Raw genomic sequence first — 21,993 nt, forward strand, 5'->3', positions numbered from 1 at the left:
TAATGTCGACTCTGTTTCATTGTTTAATATCGTTGATTGAACATACATACTAATCAATGAAGTTTGACATATAATTAAGCAAGGGTAAAATAAAAGTGAGTACTCACTCATTTCATTGGAAAAGGAGGATGAAACGTGCAACAACCTTCAATTATTTTACGGACTGTATCAAAAAGTTTTGGAAAAAAAGAAGTGTTACACAATCTTTCATTGCAAGTTGAAAAAGCAGAAATTTTTGGTTTTGTTGGACCTTCTGGATCGGGGAAAACAACGCTCATTAAAATGATTGCAGGTATTAATGAGGCAACGAAAGGTGAAGTGCTTGTTAATAATACTAATATGCCTAATTTAAATGAAATGAAAAGAATTGGTTATATGGCCCAGGCGGATGCATTATACGAAGAATTGTCAGCATATGAAAATGCAGATTTTATAGCAACGATGTATGGACTAAAGGGAAAACGTAAAAAGACAAGAATTGCACAGGTTTTTGAACTTGTACAATTGTCACAGTATATGAAAAAGCAAGTACAACAATTTTCAGGTGGAATGAAAAAACGCTTATCATTAGCAATAGCGCTCCTTCACGAACCAGAAATATTAATTTTAGATGAGCCTACAGTGGGGATAGATCCGCTTCTTAGAAAAACGATTTGGGAAAAATTTTATGATCTTAAAAAGAAAGGCACAACGATTATTGTAACGACGCACATTATGGATGAAGCTGAATTTTGTGAGCGTCTAGGGTTAATTAGAGAAGGGAAACTAGTTGCGGTTGGAACAACTGAAGAATTGAAAAAACGCGTGTCATCTGGACGGATTGAAGATGTCTTTTTGCTGGAAGAGGTGGCTCCGTCATGAGAGTTACTGGTGTAATTATACGTATTATTCGTCAATTTTTTCGAGATAAGCGTTCGTTAGCAATGATGTTTGGAGCACCGATGTTATTACTTTGGCTTTTGTCACTAGTGTTTACACAGAAAGACTATATACCGCAAATTGCTGTTGTTGATATGCCCGCTCAAATAGTAAAAGTGATGAAAAATCAAGAAGCGTCAATTTATGAATACAGTAAGGAAAAGGCGATTTCTGAGTTGGAAAAACAAAAGGTAGATGCAGTATTTCGTATAGAGAATGGAAAAATGAAACTTCTGTTGGAAGGTAGTGATTCGTCAAAAAATCGTGCTGTACTTCAAGTATTGCAAAAAAGCACAGAGAAGAATGATGTATCGATTATGAAACCTGAAGTAAATTATTTACATGGCTCTAAAGACTTTACGATGTTTGATGGGCTTGGTCCTGTATTAATTGGTTTCTTTACATTTTTCTTTGTATTTATATTATCAGGTGTATCTTTCGTAAGAGAACGTTTAAGTGGTACGCTAGAAAGGTTATTATCCACCCCAGTAAGAAGATGGGAAATAGTCGCAGGTTATATTATTGGTTTTGGATTCTTTGCCTTTATACAATCCATTATTATCGTAAGCTTTTCCGTTTATATTTTAGATTTATACGTAGCTGGCTCCATATGGCTAACGCTACTTATTACATGTATGCTCTCTTTAACTGCACTAACATTAGGTACGTTTTTATCGACATACGCAAATAATGAATTTCAAATGATTCAATTTATACCGCTTGTTATTGTGCCACAAATCTTCTTTTCTGGATTATTTCCAATGGAATCTATGAACAAGTGGCTACAAATGTTAGGGAAAGCATTTCCACTCACATACGGCGCTGACGCAATAAGACAAGTGATGATTCGGAATCAAGGGTTTACAGAGATTGCATTAGATCTTACTGTGTTATTACTTTTTTCACTATTATTTGCAGTAGGAAATGTATTTGCTTTAAAGAAACATCGCAAAATATAATAATGACAAAAAGGAGCTTTATAAATGCAGAAAGATTGGCTGGAGGAATTAATAGCTGCAACTAATACGGATAAACGAAATGAACGTCAAATGCGAATATTAGAGGCGGCTGTTGATATGTTTGGAGAAAAAGGATACGCTTCAACTTCAACAAGTGAAATTGCAAAGCGTGCTGGTGTAGCGGAGGGAACCATCTTCCGCTACTATAAGACGAAAAAAGATTTATTACTAGCGGTCGTAATGCCAACTTTAACTAAGTTCGCTGCACCATTTTTCGTACAAACCTTTGCAAAAGAAATATTTAAATCGGAGTATGAATCGTATGAAGGACTTTTAAGGGTTGTAATTCATAATAGATTTAAATTTGCTCAAAAACACTTTCCTATGATAAAAATATTAATTCAAGAAGTACCATTTCAACCAGAACTGAAAAATGAAATACAGCAATTAGTAGAAACAGAACTGTTTTCACATTTCAAAAAGTTGATTGTGAAATTGCAAGAAGAAGGGGAAATAATTGAGATACCACCATCTTCCGTATTACGTCTTACTTTATCAGCTGTATTAGGTTTATTATTAACACGATTTTTATTATTGCCTGAAGAAAAATGGGATGATGAAGCGGAAATTGAAAATACGATTCAATTTATATTGTATGGATTAACTCCACGAATTTAATCGTTGAAGTGTGAATTACATACATTACTTTTAAGTGAAAATAAATCGCCTTTAAAAAGGCGATTTATTTTCATTATATATTTTTGATAAATAAGTACTTGTTTAATAAAAACATTCTAAATCAGCGTGTTTCTTTGTCTCTTCTTCTAAGACCTAATAATCCTGCTAGTCCTAATAAACCAAGCCAAGCCCAATTATTATTTCTATCACGATTATCATTTAAATCATTTGTTGTATTTACATTTCGAGTTCTCACATCATTATTAACTCTGTCTAAATTATTGTCATTTACTCGAGTTGAAATATCAGTGTTATTAACTCTGTTCATATTATTTCCATCGTATTCAGCTTGCACAGATGTACCTAAAAACATAATAGATAGTGCTAAAACACTTAAGATTGATGATAATTTCTTTTTCATAACAATCCCTCCTTTCTTAATAATTAAGTTCTCCGAAGCATGTGTGTATTATTCATTTCACAATATCTAAACCCTCATTAAATAGAGCGCACATTTATAGAAAATAGAGTTGAATGATTGTTAATATTTCATTGGATATATATTTCTCATAAAAATAAATGCATCAAACTTTGCTTAAAATGTTAATCTTAGTACAATTTATATTATACGGACTAGCAATAAGGAGGTAATGAGATGCGACAATTTGCAAAACCTACAATCGTCGTAAGTAAATGTTTAGAATTTGATGCTTGTCGTTATAATGGAGAGATGATTCCAGATGTAACAATACGAAATTTGCAGCCATTTGTTACATTTATACCTGTTTGTCCAGAAGTCGAGATTGGATTGGGGACTCCTCGAGAAACGATACGAATTGTAGAAGAAAATGGTGAGAATAGACTTGTGCAACCGTCGACACGAGAAGATGTAACTGAAAAAATGGAACAGTTTTCAAATGACTTTTTACAAACGATACCGGATGTGGATGGTTTTATTTTAAAGAATCGTTCGCCAAGTTGTGGTACGCGCGATGTGAAAATTTATTCTGGTTTTGAAAAAGCACCAGCAAAGGGAAAAGGATCAGGCTTATTTGGCGGAGCAGTAATAAAAAAATTTTCGCATCTTCCTATTGAAGAGGAAGGCAGATTGTCGAATTTTATTATTAGAGAGCATTTCTTTACAAGGCTATTTACAATCGCATATTACAAAATGATTAAACATAATAAAAATATGAAAGACCTTGTATCGTTTCAGTCGGACAATAAATATTTATTTATGGCATATAATCAGGTGAAACAAAAGGAATTAGGGCGTATAATTGCAAATCACAAAAATGAAAAGATTGAAGTGGTATTTGAAAACTATGAGAAGACTTTATATGAATTATTTATGCGCACACCCCGTTATACATCGAATGTAAATGTATGCGAGCACATTTTTGGATATTTTAAAACAAAGCTAAAAAAACAAGAAAAAGATCATTTTATAGAACTGTTACAAAAGTATGCAGAAAAGAAAATACCACTTAGTAGTTTACTTACAATTTTAAAATCATGGGCCATTCGATTTGATGAGAAGTATTTATTAAGACAGACGTATTTCGAACCATATCCTGAAGCATTAGTAGAAATTTCTGATTCCGGAAAAGGTAGAGATTATTAAACAATAAATTACATAATTCGACACAAAACCTCCTATGTTGTTGTAGAACAATGTAGGAATTTTTTTGTGCATTAGTACAGAATCTGTTTTAAAATTAAGTTATGACAGAATTATAGCAATTGTCTAACTAATACTTTTGTCTTTTAAGTTGTTATGTTTGTAGTAGAAACTCGCACGCTGTCGAAACTCAATATTCGATAAGGGGTGTGTAGCGGAATGGAATTTACTCTAACTCGCGAAAAACAAATGATTAAAGAAATGGTACGTGACTTTGCTGAAAAGGAAATCGCACCGAAAGCTGTATATTATGACAAAACTGCAGAGTTTCCATATGAAACATTTCAAAAAATGGGCGAACTAGGATTACTAGGCATCCCATTCCCAGAAGAGTATGGAGGTTCAGGTGGCGATACGGTATCGTATGCGTTAGCAGTTGAAGAAATTGGTCGCGCTTGTGGTGGCACCGGTTTAAGCTATGCTGCAACAATTTCATTAGGTGCTTCTCCAATTTATTATTTCGGTACAGAAGAACAAAAACAAAAGTATTTAGTTCCAATGGCGTCAGGAAAAACATTAGGTGCCTTCGGATTAACGGAGCCGAATGCTGGATCAGATGCAGGTGGTACTCAAACGAAAGCGGTATTAGATGGTGATGAGTATGTAATCAGTGGTGAGAAGTGTTGGATTACAAACGCAGAGTATGCAAATACCATTATTGTAACCGCTGTCAATGGTATTGAAGAGAATGGTAGAAAACGCATTTCAGCATTTATCGTACCTACTACTAGTGAAGGATTAACGATTTCTAGTCCTTACGATAAAATGGGCGTTCGCGCTTCTAATACTTGTGAAATCGTACTTGATGGTGTTCGTGTACCGAAAGAAAATATTCTTGGTGATGTAAATAAAGGTTTTAAACAATTTTTATATACACTTGATGGAGGACGTATTTCAATCGCAGCATTGGCAGTTGGTATTGCGCAATCAGCCTTTGAACGTGCATTGCAATATGCGAAAGAACGTCAACAATTTGGAAAGTCAATTTCTAATTTCCAAGCGATTCAATTTAAATTGGCTGATATGGCGACTGAAGTAGAGTTAGCTCGTAATTTAGTACATAAAGCAGCTTGGTTAAAAGATAACGATAAACCTTTCGGCAAAGAAGCGGCAATGGCAAAACTATTTGCATCGGAAGCGGCAAGCCGTATTGCGAATCAAGCAGTACAGATTCATGGTGGATATGGGTATATGCGTGAATATGAAGTTGAACGACATATTCGTGATGCGAAACTATTAGAAATTGGTGAAGGAACTTCTGAAATTCAACGTCTCGTAATTGCTAGACATTTAGGATGTAGATAAAAGGGAGGAATCACTATGTTTCAAAAAATATTAATTGCGAATCGTGGAGAAATCGCTGTTCGTATTATGAAAACTTGTCAAAAACTAGGCATCCGTACTGTTGCTATTTATTCTGAAGCAGATGAAAATGCCCTTCATGTGAAAATGGCAAATGAAGCTTACTTAGTAGGTGGACCGCGTGTTCAAGAAAGCTATTTAAACCTTGAAAAAATTATTGAAATAGCTAAGAAGACAAATGCAGAAGCAATTCATCCGGGTTATGGTTTATTATCAGAGAATCCGTCTTTTCCGGTTCGCTGCAAAGAAGAAGGAATCGTATTTATCGGTCCTTCAGAAGAAATTATTACGAAGATGGGAAGTAAAATTGAATCACGTATCGCAATGCAAGCAGCAGATGTCCCAGTAGTCCCAGGGATTACTACAAATATTGAAACTGCTGAAGAAGCAATTGAAATTGCAAAACAAATTGGTTATCCATTAATGCTTAAGGCATCCGCAGGCGGCGGAGGCATTGGTATGCAGTTGATGGAAACTGAGCAAACGCTCACCAAAGCGTTTGAAAGTAATAAAACAAGAGCGCAAAACTTCTTCGGTAACGGAGAAATGTATTTAGAGCGATATATAGCAGATGCGCATCATATTGAAATTCAGCTTTTAGCAGATACACATGGTAACACAGTGTATTTATGGGAGCGTGAATGTTCGGTACAGCGCCGAAATCAAAAAGTAATCGAAGAAGCACCCTCACCATTTTTAGATGAAGGTACACGAAGAGCGATGGGAGAAGTTGCTGTACAAGCTGCCAAAGCACTTGGCTATACAAATGCAGGTACAGTTGAGTTTCTTGTAGATGATCAGAAAAATTTCTATTTCTTAGAAATGAATACGAGATTACAAGTAGAGCATCCAGTGACAGAAGAAATTACGGGATTAGACCTTGTAGAACAGCAACTCCTTATCGCAAGTGGAGAGAAACTATCATTTACTCAGGATGATGTAAAACGTAGTGGTCATGCCATTGAAGCTCGTATTTATGCAGAGGATCCGAAAACATTCTTCCCATCACCTGGGAAAATTACAGATTTAACATTACCGTCAAATGTACGGATTGATCACTTCTTAGAAAATCATGTAACGATTACACCTTTCTATGATCCAATGATTGCGAAAGTCATTGCACATGGCGAGACTCGTGAAGAAGCAATTTCGAAATTACATGATGCTCTAGAAGAATTAAAAGTAGAAGGTATTAAAACGAACACTCCAATGTTACTGCAAGTTTTGGAAGACGAAGTGTTCAAAGAGGGTATTTATACAACGGGTTTTGTAACGAAACAGCTCGTTAAAAAATAAGATTTAACAATATTAAGGGGGAAAAATGATGACGAAAGTATACGCATCGATGGCAGGAAACGTTTGGAAGATTGTTGTAGGAGTAGGGGACACAGTAGAGGAAGAGCAGGATGTCGTCATTTTGGAATCTATGAAAATGGAAATTCCAATCATTTCAGAGGAAGCCGGTACAGTTATGAAAATTAATGTGCAAGAAGGCGATTTTGTAAATGAAGGAGATGTATTATTAGAAATTGAATAGGGAGATATAGGGGGAAGCGAATTGAAACTACCTAATTTTGCTGTCATTAAAGAAGTAGGACCACGTGATGGTTTACAAAATGAAAAAAAGATTGTTGGCACAAAAGATAAAGTAAAATGGATTCAACTACTTACAGAAGCAGGATTGTCGTATGTTGAAGTTTCCTCATTCGTTCACCCAAAATGGGTCCCAGCATTAGCGGATGCAAATGATGTGTTTTCTGAGCTGAAAAGGGATCCCAATGTTACATATGCTGCGCTTGTTCCGAACCAAAATGGTTTGGAACGAGCTTTTTTGCAAAATGTAGATGAGGTGAATGTTTTTTTATCAGCAAGTGAATCTCATAATAAAAGTAATATTAATAAATCGATTAAAGAAGCATTAGTTGTAATTGAAGATATAGCAAAACAGGCATTATTCGAAGGGAAAAAGGTAAGAGGTTATATTTCTACTGTATTTGGATGTCCTTATGAAGGGGATATAAGTCTCGCAGCAGTTGACGAATTATGTAATCAGCTATTTTCATACGGCATTTATGAAGTATCTCTTGGTGATACGATTGGTGTAGCAAATCCGTTACAAGTAGAGCAAGTATTAGAACATTTATTAAAGAAATATGATGCTTCACAGTTTGCAATGCACTTCCATAATACGTATGGAATGGCTCTGGCGAATGTAGTTAAGTCATTAGAATATGGTATTACAACATTTGATAGTTCTTGTGGTGGTCTTGGTGGATGTCCATATGCACCAGGAGCATCAGGTAATGTTGCAACTGATGACTTAGTTCATATGCTCCATAAGTTAGGGGTACAAACGAATATTGATGAAGAGAAGTTATTGAGAGCGAGTCAATTTATTCAAAGTAAATTAAATATCCAATTACCGAGTCATGTGTATAGAGCGCTTCAACATAAAACGATAAGTAGGTGAGAAGATGCTACAATTACAAAACATTTCAGTTGATTACGTAACACCACACGTTGTAAAGATTTCATTAAATCGTGAAAGACAAGCAAACTCATTATCTATAGCGTTATTAGAAGAGTTGCAAAACATACTAACTCAAATAAGTGAAGAGTCAAATACTCGTGTAGTTATTTTAACAGGGGCTGGTGAAAAAGCATTTTGTGCCGGAGCTGATTTAAAAGAACGTGCTGGCATGAATGAAGAACAAGTTCGCCATGCTGTTAGTATGATTCGCACTACTATGGAAATGGTTGAACAATTACCACAGCCAGTTATTGCTGCTATAAATGGAATTGCACTTGGTGGTGGTACGGAATTAAGTTTAGCTTGTGATTTTAGAATTGCTTCAGACACTGCAAGTCTTGGTCTTACTGAAACGACACTTGCAATTATACCAGGAGCAGGTGGTACACAGCGCTTACCGAGATTAATTGGTGTTGGTAGAGCGAAAGAATTAATTTATACAGGTAGACGTATTTCAGCGCAAGAAGCGAAAGAATATGGTTTAGTAGAATTCGTTGTACCAGCTAATTTACTTGAAGAGAAAGCGATTGAAATAGCAGAGAAAATTGCTAGTAATGGACCTATTGCTGTTCGATTAGCAAAAGAGGCAATTTCAAACGGTATTCAAGTTGATTTACATACCGGATTACAAATGGAAAAACAAGCGTATGAAGGTGTAATCCATACGAAAGATCGAATAGAAGGATTACAGGCATTCAAAGAAAAACGCAAACCGATGTATAAGGGGGAGTAAATATGTTAGACCAAAAACAACAATCTAATTCATTTGAAGAACGAGTTGAAACAATTAAACAAGGCGGGGCACCGAAATATCATGAGCAAAATAAAGCAAAAGGGAAATTATTCGTTCGAGATCGTTTAGCGCTTCTATTTGATAATGGCGAATATGTAGAAGATGCATTATTTGCTAACTGTGAACAAACAGGCTTACCTGCGGACGGCGTTGTAACGGCAACGGGTAAAATACATGGTCGTACTGCGTGTGTAATGGCCAATGATTCTACTGTAAAAGCTGGATCATGGGGATCACGCACAGTTGAAAAGATTTTACGTATTCAAGAAACAGCTGAAAAACTACGTGTTCCGTTATTTTATTTAGTCGACTCTGCTGGAGCGCGTATTACAGATCAAGTAGAAATGTTCCCAGGGCGCCGCGGTGCAGGAAGAATCTTCTATAATCAAGTGAAGTTATCAGGTAAAGTTCCTCAAGTATGCTTATTATTTGGACCTTCTGCAGCTGGTGGTGCGTATATTCCAGCCTTTTGTGACGTTGTAATGATGGTAGAAGGAAATGCATCTATGTATTTAGGATCTCCTCGTATGGCTGAAATGGTTATCGGTGAGAAGGTAACGTTAGAAGAGATGGGCGGAGCTCGTATGCATTGCTCTGTATCAGGATGCGGAGATGTTTTATGTAAGACCGAAGAAGATGCGATTACACAAGCAAGACAATATATTTCATATTTTCCAAACAACTACTTAGAGAAGACTCCATTGGTTACACCTCAAGAACCGAAACAATTCGAAAAAACATTAGAACAAATCATTCCAGAAAATCAAAATGCGCCTTTCAATATGAAAGATCTCATTAATAGAGTTATTGATGAAGGTTCTTTCTATGAAGTGAAAAAATTATTTGCTCAAGAACTAATTACAGGCTTAGCACGTATTGATGGTAAGCCAGTTGGTATTATTGCAAATCAACCTCGTATGAAAGGCGGCGTATTATTCCACGATTCAGCTGATAAAGCTGCTAAGTTTATTAATTTATGCGATGCATATCATATTCCATTATTATTCCTTGCAGATGTACCTGGATTTATGATTGGTACAAAAGTAGAGCGTGCCGGTATTATTCGCCACGGTGCAAAAATGATTTCTGCAATGAGTGAAGCAACTGTACCTAAGATTTCTATCGTTGTTCGTAAAGCATATGGCGCTGGTTTATATGCGATGGCAGGTCCAGCATTTGAACCAGATTGCTGCTTGGCATTACCGACAGCCTCTATTGCAGTAATGGGTCCAGAAGCTGCGGTTAATGCTGTATTTGCAAATAAAATTGCAGCTTTACCAGAAGAAGAGCGTGCTAGCTTCATTGCTGAAAAACGTGAAGAGTATAAGAAAGATATTGATATATACCACTTAGCATCAGAGATGGTGATTGATGGTATTGTTCATCCAAACAATTTACGTGAAGAGTTAAAAGGACGTTTCGAAATGTATATGAGTAAATATCAAGTATTCACGGATCGTAAACATCCTGTATATCCAGTTTAAAAGCCTTATTTAGGGCTTTCTTGCTCAAAAAGTTAAGGAGGGGAAAACATTGAAACAAGCAGTTTGGTTTCCAACAGAAGAGTACAAGGGAAAAACACGTTTATATGGTTGGATGAAATCATTGGGATATGAAGACTATGAAACTTTTTATAATAAATCTATTGAGGAAACAGCTTGGTTTTGGGGAGAGGCAGAAAAAGCAGTGGGCTATCAATGGATGAAACCTTATACAGAAGTGTTAGATTTAGAAAATGGTACACCGTTTGCACAGTGGTATAATGGCGGAACATGTAACGTTGTAGAATCAGCTTTATCCCGCTGGCTTGCGGATGAAGAGACGAGAATACAGCCAGCACTTCAGTACGAAGGGGAAAATGGAACTTCAAAATCATTTACATATGAAGAGCTTGACAACTGGGTAAGCCGTGTTGCAAATGGTTTGAAACACGCGGGTATTGAGAAAGGTGACCGTGTAACAATTTATATGCCAATGATTCCAGAAACAGTTGTTGCGATGCTAGCTGTAATGAAAATCGGAGCAATTATTTCACCAATATTCTCAGGCTTTGCGTCTGATGCAGTTATGACACGTGTGCAAGCGGCAGGTTCAAAAATGATTATTACCGCAGATGGATTTTCACGCCGAGGTAAAATTGTTTCTTTAAAAGATGAAGTAGATAAAGCTTGTGAACATTGCCCAACTGTTGAAAAAGTTGTTATCGTTCGTCATGCAGGAAATGATTTTACACCACATAACTATGACTTTTCGTGGAGTACGCTAGAAAAAGAAAAACCATTCATACATGCAGAGGAAATGCAAAGTGATGATCCATTAATGCTCATTTATACATCAGGAACGACTGGTAAGCCGAAAGGAACAGTACACACGCATGCAGGATTTCCTTTGAAAGCAGCTTTTGATGCAGGATTTGGAATGAATATTAAACAAGGTGATCGTGTATTATGGGTAACTGATATGGGCTGGATGATGGGGCCGTTTCTATTATTCGGTTCACTCATTAATGGAGCAGCGATGGTTATGTACGAAGGTGTTCCAGACTTCCCAGAAGCAGACCGGTTATGGGAGACAGTTGATAAATATGAGATTACTCATTTAGGTATTTCGCCAACGTTAATCCGAGCATTAATGGCAAAAGGTGATGAGTATGTCAATAAACATTCTTTAAAGAGTTTGGAAGTATTCGCATCAACAGGAGAACCTTGGAATCCTAATCCATGGATGTGGCTGTTTGAAACAGTTGGAAAAGGAAATGTCCCAATCTGTAACTACTCAGGTGGAACTGAAATCTCTGGTGGGATTTTCGGTAATGTTCTTATTAAGCCAATAGCACCGATTAGTTTTAACGCATCTTTACCAGGAATGGCAGCTGTCGTACTGGATGATCAAGGTAAACCAATTCGAGATGAAGTCGGAGAATTATGCTTAGAGAAACCTTGGGTAGGTATGACGAAAAGCTTCTGGGAAGATGATGAACGTTACGTAAACACATATTGGTCGCGTTTTGAAAATAAATGGGTCCACGGTGACTGGGTCATTTACGATGGTGAACAATATATTATCACAGGGCGTTCAGACGATACGTTAAATATTGCAGGTAAACGTATTGGACCTGCTGAATATGAATCTATTCTTGTGAAACATAACGATGTAATTGAAGCTGCTGCAATTGGTGTACCTGACGAAGTAAAAGGTGAAGTTTGTCATTGTTTTGTAGTATTAAGAGATCATGTAACATTCACAGAAGAGTTAAAGAAAGAATTAATGAGTTTAGTAAACTCTCATATTGGAAAAGCGTTGTGTCCTAAAGACATCCACGTTGTAGAAGATTTACCGAAAACACGTAACTCTAAAGTAATGCGCCGTGTTATTAAAGCAGCTTACTTAGGAAAAGAATTAGGTGATTTGTCTTCACTTGTAAATCCTGAAGTAGTTCCGTTTATTCAGGGGTTACAGTCTAGTAAATTATAAAATTAGAAAGGAGCTCTATATAAATAGAGCTCCTTTTTTATGTTTATAAAAAGAAAAAAGTGAATTTGATGAAGAAGAAAAATTTTACTATTAGTGTTAAGTATGTTTTTTAGTTTTAATCAAAATACGATATTATGGAATGTCTATTCAATGGAGAAATACTATTTTACAACAACAAGGTGATGACAAAGCGTGACTGCTTATATGTCTGTTTAAACCTTTACGTGTTCATATATAAAAAGCTGACTATACTCAGTCAGCTTTTTATATATTACATTCTAGTATTTATCTCGCTATTTGTCAGGCAGTAATGCCCCCACCTAAAAATTCAGCGAAAGCAAGGAAGTAGGTGAGGGATCAACTTTCCGGAAAAGTCTGATTGGTTCCAAAAGACATATTCTTTCCTTTAAGTTGACATTAAAAATATTACCAATTTTTTCTTTTACAATGGCAACAAATAAAGAAACATTTACAACGACACTTATTTCGTTTAGAACTCCAATCATCATCACGATGACACTTTTCTTTAGATTTCCACCAATCATCATTACAATGTTTTTCCTGAGAACTCCAATCGTCATCACAATGACACTTTTCTTTAGATTTCCACCAATCATCATTACAATGCTTTTTCTGAGAACTCCAATCATCATCACAATGACGCTTTTCTTTAGATTTCCACCAATCATCACAACAATGCTTTTTCTGAGAACTCCAGCAATCATTTTTCCAGGACATTCATTTCTACCTCCTTTCAATAGTGTTCATATTATTCTATGTTTTAATAAAAAAATGGCTTGTTTATTAACCTACTATTTTATTTTTATATGATAGAGTGTTTTCTACTCGGTATAGAGTTCATACAAACTATGCTAATTTTTAAGAGATAGTGGAGGGAACTACTACTAGTTATGGTATTTTTTAATAAACATTTGTTGAAGAAAATGTTCTGATTACAAATAATATCTTATTTTCGAGTACGTTTTTTAAAATGTATATTTTACGATAACAAAGGAAAAATCCATGAATAAAGTCTATGTATATATGAGTTAATGGGAAAATCTAGTGTGTTTTTAAGAGGCGTCTTATTTAAAAGAAAAAAGATTTATTTTAAAAAGTGGTGTCTAAACATTAAATGAAGTAGGACTAAACTCACCTGCCCTAATTAAACAAGCTTTTAATTAGGGCAGGTCTGTTTTTATAATGAATAATGAAAAGAAAGTTTGGTACAATTGTTTGTTTTTTTCTTTTTATGTGTTTGCCTCGTACCCTTTTAAGCTAATGGACATACTTTACTAATAGAAAGGATTAGGAGGTGAGGTATTGGGTTCTCGATTTAATAATTGTAAAAAGAAATGTACATGTAAACAAGATGATTGTTGGGAAGTATTCGAAGAGTGTAAAAAAGAACAGCATGAGAAATGTGATAATTCTTGTGTACAAGGAATTAGAGATGAACTTAAGAAATTAATTAATCGAACAGTTCAAATTAATACAGAGGGACGTACTTATGTAGGTACTGTCTCGTCTGTAAGTTGTGATGTAGTTAGGCTTGCGGCTATTCCTGGATCGGTTGCAGTAATTATTTCCATTTGCAAAATTGAAGCAATTTTCCCACCTGTTACAACGGTTACTGCTGACTTTGATTTTAATGGTATTGATGTAGCAAACAAAGCATAATTATGTTGCTTTTTTGTAAAGCCATTCACATGAATGGCTTTATTTTAATTTCATATAAAAGGAGAATATATTCTTTATATAGAAATAAGTTTGAGGTTATAAAGCATGATGTACGAAAGGAGCAAGGAAGTGATTAAACTAGAAACCTTTAAAAAATCTGATTTTAAACAATTAATAAATTGGATTAATTCCGAAGAATTTCTAATACAATGGTCAGGTAATGCCTTCACATTTCCTTTAGACGAACAGCAATTAGAGAAGTATATAGAAAGTGCAAATACATTCGCTTTCAAAGTGGTAGATGAAGAGACTTCAGACGTTATTGGTCATATTTCGCTTGGGCAAATAGATAATATTAACAAGTCCGCTAGAATTGGAAAAGTATTAGTTGGTAATACGAAGATGAGAGGACGTTCTATAGGAAAACATATGATGAAAGAAGTACTTCATATTGCTTTTGACAAATTAAAACTACATAGAGTAACTCTTGGTGTTTATGATTTTAATACGTCGGCTATTTCATGTTACGAAAAAATAGGATTTGTAAAAGAAGGATTATTAAGAGAGTCGAAAAAAGTAGGGGAAACGTATTGGAATTTATGGGAAATGAGTATGTTAGAATATGAATGGAAGAAGTAGTAACAATAGTGATTTATAATTATATTATGTTAACAAAAGGGGATTGGTGGATATAGTGGATAATAAAACAAAAATTATTTCAGTTGCAGCTGTTTCAGGGGAGAGCTAGTATATTAAAACTGAGAAAGAAACCATTTTTGAAAAAGGCCCACCTGCATTGTTTCTGAGGAATAAGAGGACGAGCCCTAATTAAACGAAACTGAATGAATCTGTAAAAATTGTAACTAAAGTATGCATCAACAAGGTATTGAAAGGGATGAATAGTAAACTTTATAGATTATTCCATATATAACAAAACTGGTTAGCTTCTGATTTAAGCGCTACTAAATAATTATTATTAATAGAGTTATTCGTATACATTCTGTTCTTTTGGATGTTAAGTACCGTATAATTCACATCGTTTCGTTCATTTGAAAATGTTGATTCATTTAATAGTGTAAGTGTCGAGTTAATGTTGTATTTATCAATTCGCTCTTTTTTTCCTTTAAAAAACAGTTTGATAAGATGTGGCTCATTATTAATGAATAAGCCAAGTTCAGGCGATGAACGGACGATTAAATCATCTGATTTCCAATATGATTTACCTGGATCAAACCAAGAGATTTCTTTATTTTTAATGAATTTTTTGTATTGCTTTATGACATCAATGTAGTTTTGTTTTTTTTTCTGATCAACCGTTTGTACTAATGTTTCAAAACATTCAAAAGGTAGTTTGTTTTGATGAAATTTAATAACAGTTTCTCGTAATTGTTTCCAGTAATCAAAAGCTGGTTGATATTCAGGTTGGGATTTTAGATTTTTTATAAAGGTTGTTTTAGCTGTACTACCTTTCAGTGTGAAGTCTAAAAATTGTGTAAGCCCTACTTTAATTTCTGTCATATTACATCACCCTTCCAAACATTATTCATTTAATAATAGACGAAAAACCCTACACTTTTAAAGAAATGAGCTAGATGCTAGAAAACCTAATGTCCATGCACAATAGATACGGGAAAGCCAATCCGTAAGTATAAATGATGGACCATCCAATTGAAGATAAATTAGATAATGGTTACCAGGTGATAGGTTATTAATATAATCGGATAGTGAGGCGAGTTTAAAAGATAACAATATAGATTATTTAGCTTGGATTTGAGAAAAAAGTGCATGGGAATAAAGAGGGATATAGGGAAATGAGCCCTCATCAAAAAATATAAGTTGGTATCAGTATACCGTAGAGAATGAGTGTATAGAACATACAAGTAAAAGTATTGGCTAGCACACTTAAAATAAGCCGTATAAAGAGTTAATCATTGTGTGCTTTGATTATATAATGTCGCGAAATAAATAGTGTGAAGGACAGCTATCTTAGCAAGTGTTTCATGTAACGTTCATATACTTTAATTTTTTATAATTAATTAAATTTGAATTTTGTTTGTTGTTAAGAAAAGGTGAGAAGAAAATAAAAAAAGAGGGCTAATGCCCTCTTTTTCTTTTAATTTGGTAATTAATCACAGATTGGTATCCCAAGCACTCTTAGAGCTAATGCTACTTGAAGGGAAATCTCTAATCTAGCAATTTCAATACCAGCTACTGAAAGAACTAAAAAAGGTTGTCCGTTTACAAATACAACGCAACTATCCATAGTTAAGCCTCCTTTCTAGTAATCTACTATAGTATATGAATGGAACTTTAAAATGTAATAGTTCAATTGTTGGATTTAATAGAATTAATAGATTAACCCATTTAAACTAAACAAACGAATACAACGAAAGGAAACAGAGATGGATGTATGCCTCAAAAAACATAGGTTTTAAGACATGTAATGGGATATGAAATTCATCATATTGGTCAGCTATCTATATGGGCGAGGGAGTTAAACTAGCAATTTGTTTCAGCAAATTTGATTGGACGAGGATGATAGAATTAAAAACCGACTTGCATCTCAAACGCAAGTCGGTTTTTATATATAAGAAGATTTCTTAATTGAAATCTTCGGATTTTTTTTGACGTATATGTAAAAACATTAAAATTGTAATTATAAAGAAAACCAATAATGTTTGTATGATCAAATTTTTAAACTGAAGCAAAACTGCCCAAGATGTAACAGCATCTTTAAACGCTTGGAGTGCAGAGCACGAGGAAGGATCAAAACCATACTGTAGTAACTTTTTTGTTTCAATAAATGAAATGTTTTCTTCATCTGCATCTAATATTACTGAAATTAGTCTAGTGTCTCCTAGTTTTGCTGTACTGACAAAACTATAATTACCGTTAGTTGAAAAACTAGTTTGTAAGCCATCAACACCTTGAAGTTTAATGTTTTCATTAAGGGAATATATCATTTTATTCGTATTGAAAACCTGGGAATCTTTGAAGGTAAATTGGTAAGAGGTTAGTTTCGTAATATTCAATACATCTGGAAAATCTTTTACTAATCGTGCTGCTAGTTTAGCTGCATCTATTGCTGTTGTAGTTGATTGTTTATTTGTATCATTATTAATTCCAGTAGAGTTTAGAAATGGAGATGGTTGTAATAACTTTAGTTCTTTTGCTTTTTTATTCATTAATATTGTAAAGTTATCTTCATTTCCAGCAATGTGTTCTGCTAGAGCGAGTGCAGAACGATTATTCCCTGCCAGTAGCAATGCATGAAGTAAATCACGAACCGTTGTTTTATCATTCGATGTTACTTGTATAGGGCTTGTTTCTACTCGGAAAACTTCGTTACTTATTTGTACGAAGTCATCTAACTGTATTTTTCTATCATTTAGTTGCTCCAATACGATATATTCTGTCATTAATTTAGATAAAGCAGCTGATTGTACTGGAGTTTCTTCATTTTTTTTATAAACAATTTCACCTGAATTAGCATTTATTAAAATAGCTGATTTAGCTTGAATAATGGGACCATTTACATAAAGATAAAAATATAAAACGATAAGTGCAGTAATAAAAAAAGATAATAATAAAATAGCGAATTTCTTTAAGAATTGCATAAGCGATCCTCCTATTATGACATCAATACTAGTATTGTAAAAAGGAATGCTTAATTAGGAAGAAAGAAAAGGTAAAGAATTTCTAAAGAATTATAAAGGATTATTAAATTTTGGGTGTTAATGGAAAAAGTTCAATTTCTTGTATGATAAGAAATTGAACTTTTTATTTATAATATTAACATTTGTATGGGAGTAGTTTTACAGTGAATGTTGTTTTTTCATCATCACTATATACTTCAATTGTTCCTTTATGCAATTCGACTATACTTTTTGCAATAGCTAATCCAAGTCCAGATCCACCAGTGTTTGTAGAGCGAGATTTCTCAACGCGATAAAAACGTTCAAAAATATGAGGTAAATCCGTACTAGGAATAGGTTGTCCGTAATTTGTTATATCAATTGTAATCATATTATTGCTTTCATAAGCAGTAAGGTCAATATAGCGACCTTCGCTTCCATAAGCGATAGCGTTTATAATAAGATTTTCAAACACACGCACTAATTTTTCACCATCAGCTAATACCATGAGCTTTTGAGATGGGAAAGAAGGTCGACATTCTATATTTGCTTCTTGAAATTGTATACGGAATTGAACAGTTAATTGCCCAAGTAACTCTACTATGTCAATAGGGACAGAATACAAGCTTAACTCTTTATTTTGAACACGTGTATATTCGAACAAGTCATTCATTAATGCATTAAGACGAGTTACTTTATCGTAAATGACTTGAATATAGTATCGCAATTCTACTTCATCTCTATAATTATCATGATGGATTAAATTTACGTATCCAACTATAGAAGTAAGGGGAGTGCGTAAGTCATGTGATACATTTGTAATAAGTTCACTTTTTGCTTGTTCCGCTTGTCTTTCTTCATCAATGGAGACTTTTAATTGTTCAACAATTTCATTGACCCCGATTGCTAATTCTTCTAGATAATTATGATTTACAATAGAAACTTTATGATTGAAGTTTCCATTTGCAATATAACGAATTTCTTCTATCATTTTTTTAATACAAGTTTCATAATAAAGTTTTTTCTCGTGAAGATAAAAAATGTAAAGATAGGATGAAAAAATAGAAAATAAAAACAAATAAGATACAATCATCATCCATAACGATTCTTTAATCCCTTTATACTTTTCATAACCAAAAATTCGAATGAATTCTTTACCAAGTTCAGTTAGAGTAAGTGAACTCTCAATTACACTCGTAACGAGGCGATAAATAATTAACTCAGTAATAGGCGTGAGTGTGATAGCTAATAAGAGCCAAAAAATAAGTTTCCATTTAGGGATATCTTTTAATATATCAAATGCTTCATTTCTCAATTTTATAGCCAACTCCCCAAACAGTGTGAATAAATTTTTCTCCATTTATTACTGTTTCAAGTTTATCTCGTAAGTTGCTAATATGAACCATTACAGTCTTATTTGAACCGTAACCATCTTCATTCCAAACGCGTTCAAAAATTTCTTCTGAACTAAATACTCTTCCTGTATTACTTGCAAGTAAATATAAAATATCGAACTCAATAGAGGTTAATTTAATATACTCTCCATTTACTTTAACAGTATGATTATGTTTGTGTATTTCAACAGAGCGAATACGAATAATACCATCTTCATTCTTTTGCGAAGTAGCGTTTTGGAAAGAGGATCTTCGTAATAAAGCTTTCACTCTTGCTACTAATTCTAATGGATTGAATGGCTTGATCATATAATCATCGGCACCTGTCATAAGACCTAATATTTTATCCATATCTTCTGCTTTTGCACTAAGCATTAGAATTGGTACAGTATTATTTTCACGCACTTCCTGACAAACTTCTAATCCGTTTCGCTTTGGCATCATAATATCCAAAATCATAAGGTCAACTTCATATGTAGAAACCTTTTGCAATGCTTCATCGCCATCATAAGCTTTATAAATGTTATAGCCTTCATTTCGCAAATAAACAGCAAGTAATTCAACAATTTCTTTATCATCATCAATAATTAATATGTTTTTATTCATTGTGTAGTTCCTTTCCTTACAAATCATCAACATTACTATAATATCAAACATTTATGTACTTGTAGTGACGATTCTGTATAAAATTTCATGTAACGTATTAAAAAGGAGTAAAAAGATTAATAACGAATATAAAATAACGAGGATATTTATATTCTATATTATACTGAAAGTTAGTTGTGAGGGGGATTTGTTATGCTGTATGACGATATATATTCATTTACTGCAACGGGAAAAATAGAAAATGATATTCAAGTTTTTTTACTAAAATATAATAAAGAGTTTACATATAAACATTCAATTTGTGTGGCAAATGTGGCAAAAAAGATTGCAGAAAAGTTTCACGTAGATAAAGAAAAAGCAGCAATTGCAGGATATTTACATGATATTAGTGGCATTTTTCCGAACGAGGAGCGGATTGCAGTTGCTGAAGAATTTGGGATAGAAATAGTGGAAGCAGAAAGAAAGTTTCCTATGATCATTCATCAAAAACTATCGAGAGTAATCGCAAAAGAAATATTTAAAGTAGAAGATGAAGCGATTTTAAATGCAATTTGTTGCCACACAACGTTGCGTAAACATGCAACGAAGATGGATTTAGTATTATTTGTTGCAGATAAAATAGAATGGGATCAAAAAGGGACACCACCATATTTAATAGAAATAAAAAAAGGATTGGGAAAATCTTTGGAAAAAGCAGCTTTTGTATATATTTCATATTTGTGGGAAAGGAAAGATATATTGAAAGTTATACATCCATGGCTAGAAGAAGCATATTGGGATTTAAAAGGAATTGTACAGTAGAAAGGACAAGGAAATGCAATTAAAAGAATATATGAATCAAACATTTCCAGGAGTTACATTAGTACCCTACTTATATTCTTAATGGGAAAATCATTTACATTTTGATTTTGGAAAAGATAAATATCAAATTGTAGAAGGAACCGACAATTTAAATACGGAATACTTTTCTCAACTATATACATATAATAAATTCTTATTTGAAGACATATTTTCAAAAGAAGATGTAGTGTTTGTAGTGACAAATGTTTATAGATTTAAAAAGGAAAATATAAAAACTCCACAGAAAATAAATGTATACAATAAATATATTAAGAAAAGAGATTTAAGATTTCATATAAGATAAGAAACGTTACCGTTTTTATTTGAAGATGAAGAAGCAGATTTATATTGTACATATCATTTTTCTTTACAATGCCTTGCGGAACATATTAAATATGAATCGCTTATACAAGTTGTTAATCATGAGGATTTCTTTGATCTATATCCTCGATTTGGACGAAAAAAAGAAATTTCTTATCCAGATGTATTTCTCATAAATGCAACGAAAGATATTGTCATGTTTATGTATGATGATAGAGGATGTGAAGTAATTGCGAAGAATAAAGAAATAATACGAGATTTATATAAGAAATACAAAGAATGGATTCCAGATTATGAACGAGAAAGTATAGATAACTTATTTAAATGACAATAGGGGAAGTGAAGTGTGTAATGAAACGTATTGCAATTGTATCTGCATGGGAACCAGAACTGACGTATTTGCATCAACATTATCCAAGTGAACGTGTTGAAAAAAGAGCTGCTTGGGAATTTCATTTTCATACTATTAATGAGCTGGAAATTATATCAGTTGTTACTGGTGTTGGTAAAGTAAGCTGCGCTAGTTGTGTACAATTGTTAATTAGTGAGTTTCAGCCAGATGAGTTGTTTATGACAGGAATATGCGGAAGTTTATCAAACAAGGTGAAAAACGGTCATATTGTAGTCGCACTAAACGCAATACAACATGATGTTACTGCTGCTGGTTCAGGGGAAGATGTTTTTAATTTATATAACGGTAGAACAGCACCTATTGAAACAACAAAATCACTTGTAAGAAGAATAAAAAAAATACGATCGTATGATCCGATCCATTTCGGTACATTTTTATCAGGAGATCAACGTATTCGTAGTTCGGAAATGAGATATTTACTCCATACCGTATATGGAGCATTAGCAGTTGATCAAGAATTAGCAGCTTTCGCCTATGTATGCCAAATAAATAAAAAACCATTTCTCTGTTTAAAAGCTGCTTCAGATCAAGCAAATGATAAAACGAAAGAAGAACAAAAAATCTTTAAAATGCTAGCATGTGAAAGAGCATGTGAGCATTTAATTGCTTTTTTACGTGTTTATGAGATTAATGTAGTAAATAATAGATAGTTTGTTATAAAACAAATTAAGAGTGAGTTATATGTAGGGAAATGTCCGTTCATTTCAAAT

22 protein-coding genes and 1 pseudogene are annotated in these 21,993 nt (G+C 33.7%); 16 read left to right on the forward strand and 7 right to left on the reverse strand.

The genetic code is table 11. The features are described from left to right. Positions 1-135 precede the first annotated feature (135 nt). Genes MR143_RS13375 through MR143_RS13385 form a run of 3 tightly spaced genes read left to right on the forward strand, consistent with a single transcriptional unit; the run spans position 136 to position 2,555 of the window. Positions 136-861 (forward strand): ABC transporter ATP-binding protein, encoded by a 726-nt coding sequence (locus tag MR143_RS13375; protein ID WP_001187072.1) that lies wholly within the window; start codon positions 136-138, stop codon positions 859-861. After that, positions 858-1,877, forward strand: a complete 1,020-nt coding sequence (locus tag MR143_RS13380) for an ABC transporter permease (protein ID WP_001266725.1) — start codon at positions 858-860, stop codon at positions 1,875-1,877. The genes MR143_RS13375 and MR143_RS13380 overlap by 4 nt, the downstream gene beginning before the upstream one ends. 24 nt (positions 1,878-1,901) lie before the next feature. Beyond that, positions 1,902-2,555: a TetR/AcrR family transcriptional regulator gene (locus MR143_RS13385; protein WP_242280800.1), complete on the forward strand. Its 654-nt coding sequence runs from the start codon at positions 1,902-1,904 to the stop codon at positions 2,553-2,555. Positions 2,556-2,676: 121 nt separating this feature from the next. Here MR143_RS13385 and MR143_RS13390 read toward each other — a convergent pair whose 3' ends face one another. Next, entirely contained in the window at positions 2,677-2,976 is a 300-nt protein-coding gene (locus MR143_RS13390) for a WGxxGxxG family protein (protein ID WP_000728158.1), read from the reverse strand. 234 nt (positions 2,977-3,210) lie between these two features. Here MR143_RS13390 and MR143_RS13395 point away from each other — a divergent pair, with 234 nt between their 5' ends. The 8 genes from MR143_RS13395 to MR143_RS13430 all read left to right on the forward strand — a co-directional run bounded on the left by MR143_RS13395 (position 3,211) and on the right by MR143_RS13430 (position 12,395). Beyond that, a complete protein-coding gene (locus tag MR143_RS13395; protein WP_001248641.1) occupies positions 3,211-4,179 on the forward strand; it encodes a YbgA family protein in 969 nt (322 codons plus the stop codon). Between the two features lie 216 nt (positions 4,180-4,395). After that, positions 4,396-5,541, forward strand: coding sequence for an acyl-CoA dehydrogenase (locus MR143_RS13400; RefSeq protein WP_000397279.1), 1,146 nt, complete (start codon positions 4,396-4,398; stop codon positions 5,539-5,541). A gap of 15 nt (positions 5,542-5,556) precedes the next feature. Next, the gene (locus tag MR143_RS13405) at positions 5,557-6,894 is read left to right on the forward strand and encodes an acetyl-CoA carboxylase biotin carboxylase subunit (RefSeq protein WP_000486751.1); all 1,338 of its coding nucleotides are present in this window, start codon (positions 5,557-5,559) and stop codon (positions 6,892-6,894) included. A 25-nt stretch (positions 6,895-6,919) separates the two neighbouring features. Continuing rightward, positions 6,920-7,135: an acetyl-CoA carboxylase biotin carboxyl carrier protein subunit gene (locus tag MR143_RS13410; protein WP_001987345.1), complete on the forward strand. Its 216-nt coding sequence runs from the start codon at positions 6,920-6,922 to the stop codon at positions 7,133-7,135. Positions 7,136-7,156: 21 nt separating this feature from the next. After that, positions 7,157-8,068 carry a hydroxymethylglutaryl-CoA lyase gene (gene mvaB / locus MR143_RS13415; protein WP_000775421.1) on the forward strand — a complete coding sequence of 304 codons (912 nt, stop codon included), beginning with the start codon at positions 7,157-7,159 and terminating at the stop codon, positions 8,066-8,068. Positions 8,069-8,072: 4 nt separating this feature from the next. Beyond that, positions 8,073-8,861 carry an enoyl-CoA hydratase gene (locus MR143_RS13420; protein WP_000939800.1) on the forward strand — a complete coding sequence of 263 codons (789 nt, stop codon included), beginning with the start codon at positions 8,073-8,075 and terminating at the stop codon, positions 8,859-8,861. Between the two features lie 2 nt (positions 8,862-8,863). Next, on the forward strand, positions 8,864-10,405 hold the full coding sequence (locus MR143_RS13425; RefSeq protein WP_000886746.1) for an acyl-CoA carboxylase subunit beta: 1,542 nt from the start codon (positions 8,864-8,866) through the stop codon (positions 10,403-10,405). A gap of 49 nt (positions 10,406-10,454) precedes the next feature. Next, positions 10,455-12,395 carry an AMP-binding protein gene (locus MR143_RS13430; RefSeq protein WP_242280801.1) on the forward strand — a complete coding sequence of 647 codons (1,941 nt, stop codon included), beginning with the start codon at positions 10,455-10,457 and terminating at the stop codon, positions 12,393-12,395. Positions 12,396-12,715: 320 nt separating this feature from the next. On the opposite strand, the gene MR143_RS13435 is transcribed toward MR143_RS13430, so the two are convergent. Continuing rightward, positions 12,716-13,120: a hypothetical protein gene (locus MR143_RS13435; protein ID WP_000560146.1), complete on the reverse strand. Its 405-nt coding sequence runs from the start codon at positions 13,118-13,120 to the stop codon at positions 12,716-12,718. 598 nt (positions 13,121-13,718) lie between these two features. Between MR143_RS13435 and MR143_RS13440 the strand changes: the two genes are divergently transcribed. Together MR143_RS13440 and MR143_RS13445 are read left to right on the forward strand one after the other, a co-directional pair. Next, positions 13,719-14,075, forward strand: coding sequence for a hypothetical protein (locus MR143_RS13440; RefSeq protein ID WP_000535575.1), 357 nt, complete (start codon positions 13,719-13,721; stop codon positions 14,073-14,075). 105 nt (positions 14,076-14,180) lie between these two features. After that, entirely contained in the window at positions 14,181-14,714 is a 534-nt protein-coding gene (locus MR143_RS13445) for a GNAT family N-acetyltransferase (protein ID WP_000990085.1), read from the forward strand. 270 nt (positions 14,715-14,984) lie between these two features. Here the strand turns inward: MR143_RS13445 and MR143_RS13450 are convergent, their stop codons facing one another. The 5 genes from MR143_RS13450 to MR143_RS13475 form a co-directional block, all read right to left on the reverse strand. Beyond that, complete coding sequence (locus tag MR143_RS13450; RefSeq protein WP_000136051.1) at positions 14,985-15,593, reverse strand: hypothetical protein; 609 nt, start codon at positions 15,591-15,593, stop codon at positions 14,985-14,987. 607 nt (positions 15,594-16,200) lie between these two features. Beyond that, the gene (locus MR143_RS13455; protein WP_000376554.1) at positions 16,201-16,338 is read right to left on the reverse strand and encodes a DUF3956 domain-containing protein; all 138 of its coding nucleotides are present in this window, start codon (positions 16,336-16,338) and stop codon (positions 16,201-16,203) included. A gap of 337 nt (positions 16,339-16,675) precedes the next feature. After that, positions 16,676-17,692, reverse strand: a complete 1,017-nt coding sequence (locus tag MR143_RS13465) for a D-alanyl-D-alanine carboxypeptidase family protein (RefSeq protein ID WP_001160046.1) — start codon at positions 17,690-17,692, stop codon at positions 16,676-16,678. 175 nt (positions 17,693-17,867) lie between these two features. Then, a complete protein-coding gene (locus MR143_RS13470) occupies positions 17,868-19,025 on the reverse strand; it encodes a sensor histidine kinase (protein WP_001243304.1) in 1,158 nt (385 codons plus the stop codon). Beyond that, positions 19,015-19,710, reverse strand: a complete 696-nt coding sequence (locus tag MR143_RS13475) for a response regulator transcription factor (RefSeq protein WP_001038807.1) — start codon at positions 19,708-19,710, stop codon at positions 19,015-19,017. The genes MR143_RS13470 and MR143_RS13475 overlap by 11 nt, the downstream gene beginning before the upstream one ends. A 192-nt stretch (positions 19,711-19,902) precedes the next feature. Between MR143_RS13475 and yqeK the strand changes: the two genes are divergently transcribed. The 3 genes and pseudogenes from yqeK to MR143_RS13490 all read left to right on the forward strand — a co-directional run bounded on the left by yqeK (position 19,903) and on the right by MR143_RS13490 (position 21,933). Further along, the gene (gene yqeK, locus MR143_RS13480; RefSeq protein ID WP_000964994.1) at positions 19,903-20,511 is read left to right on the forward strand and encodes a bis(5'-nucleosyl)-tetraphosphatase (symmetrical) YqeK; all 609 of its coding nucleotides are present in this window, start codon (positions 19,903-19,905) and stop codon (positions 20,509-20,511) included. Positions 20,512-20,524: 13 nt separating this feature from the next. Next, a pseudogene (locus tag MR143_RS13485) lies at positions 20,525-21,199 on the forward strand (DUF3885 domain-containing protein). After that, positions 21,196-21,933: a phosphorylase family protein gene (locus MR143_RS13490; RefSeq protein WP_033690110.1), complete on the forward strand. Its 738-nt coding sequence runs from the start codon at positions 21,196-21,198 to the stop codon at positions 21,931-21,933. The pseudogene MR143_RS13485 and the gene MR143_RS13490 overlap by 4 nt, the downstream one beginning before the upstream one ends. The last annotated feature ends 60 nt before the right edge of the window (positions 21,934-21,993 follow it).

The sequence above is a fragment of the Bacillus cereus group sp. BfR-BA-01347 genome, from assembly GCF_022663835.1.
Lineage (GTDB): Bacteria > Bacillota > Bacilli > Bacillales > Bacillaceae_G > Bacillus_A > Bacillus_A thuringiensis_K.

Bases quoted from the DNA above. Each gene is read 5' to 3' on its own strand.
- MR143_RS13380 (WP_001266725.1), top strand. From the start codon at position 858: ATGAGAGTTACTGGTGTAATTATACGTATTATTCGTCAATTTTTTCGA.
- MR143_RS13385 (WP_242280800.1), top strand. From the start codon at position 1,902: ATGCAGAAAGATTGGCTGGAGGAATTAATAGCTGCAACTAATACGGAT.
- MR143_RS13390 (WP_000728158.1), bottom strand. From the start codon at position 2,976: ATGAAAAAGAAATTATCATCAATCTTAAGTGTTTTAGCACTATCTATT.
- MR143_RS13395 (WP_001248641.1), top strand. From the start codon at position 3,211: ATGCGACAATTTGCAAAACCTACAATCGTCGTAAGTAAATGTTTAGAA.
- MR143_RS13400 (WP_000397279.1), top strand. From the start codon at position 4,396: ATGGAATTTACTCTAACTCGCGAAAAACAAATGATTAAAGAAATGGTA.
- MR143_RS13405 (WP_000486751.1), top strand. From the start codon at position 5,557: ATGTTTCAAAAAATATTAATTGCGAATCGTGGAGAAATCGCTGTTCGT.
- MR143_RS13410 (WP_001987345.1), top strand. From the start codon at position 6,920: ATGATGACGAAAGTATACGCATCGATGGCAGGAAACGTTTGGAAGATT.
- MR143_RS13420 (WP_000939800.1), top strand. From the start codon at position 8,073: ATGCTACAATTACAAAACATTTCAGTTGATTACGTAACACCACACGTT.
- MR143_RS13425 (WP_000886746.1), top strand. From the start codon at position 8,864: ATGTTAGACCAAAAACAACAATCTAATTCATTTGAAGAACGAGTTGAA.
- MR143_RS13435 (WP_000560146.1), bottom strand. From the start codon at position 13,120: ATGATTGCTGGAGTTCTCAGAAAAAGCATTGTTGTGATGATTGGTGGA.
- MR143_RS13445 (WP_000990085.1), top strand. From the start codon at position 14,181: ATGATGTACGAAAGGAGCAAGGAAGTGATTAAACTAGAAACCTTTAAA.
- MR143_RS13450 (WP_000136051.1), bottom strand. From the start codon at position 15,593: ATGACAGAAATTAAAGTAGGGCTTACACAATTTTTAGACTTCACACTG.
- MR143_RS13455 (WP_000376554.1), bottom strand. From the start codon at position 16,338: ATGGATAGTTGCGTTGTATTTGTAAACGGACAACCTTTTTTAGTTCTT.
- MR143_RS13465 (WP_001160046.1), bottom strand. From the start codon at position 17,692: ATGCAATTCTTAAAGAAATTCGCTATTTTATTATTATCTTTTTTTATT.
- MR143_RS13475 (WP_001038807.1), bottom strand. From the start codon at position 19,710: ATGAATAAAAACATATTAATTATTGATGATGATAAAGAAATTGTTGAA.
- yqeK (WP_000964994.1), top strand. From the start codon at position 19,903: ATGCTGTATGACGATATATATTCATTTACTGCAACGGGAAAAATAGAA.
- MR143_RS13490 (WP_033690110.1), top strand. From the start codon at position 21,196: ATGACAATAGGGGAAGTGAAGTGTGTAATGAAACGTATTGCAATTGTA.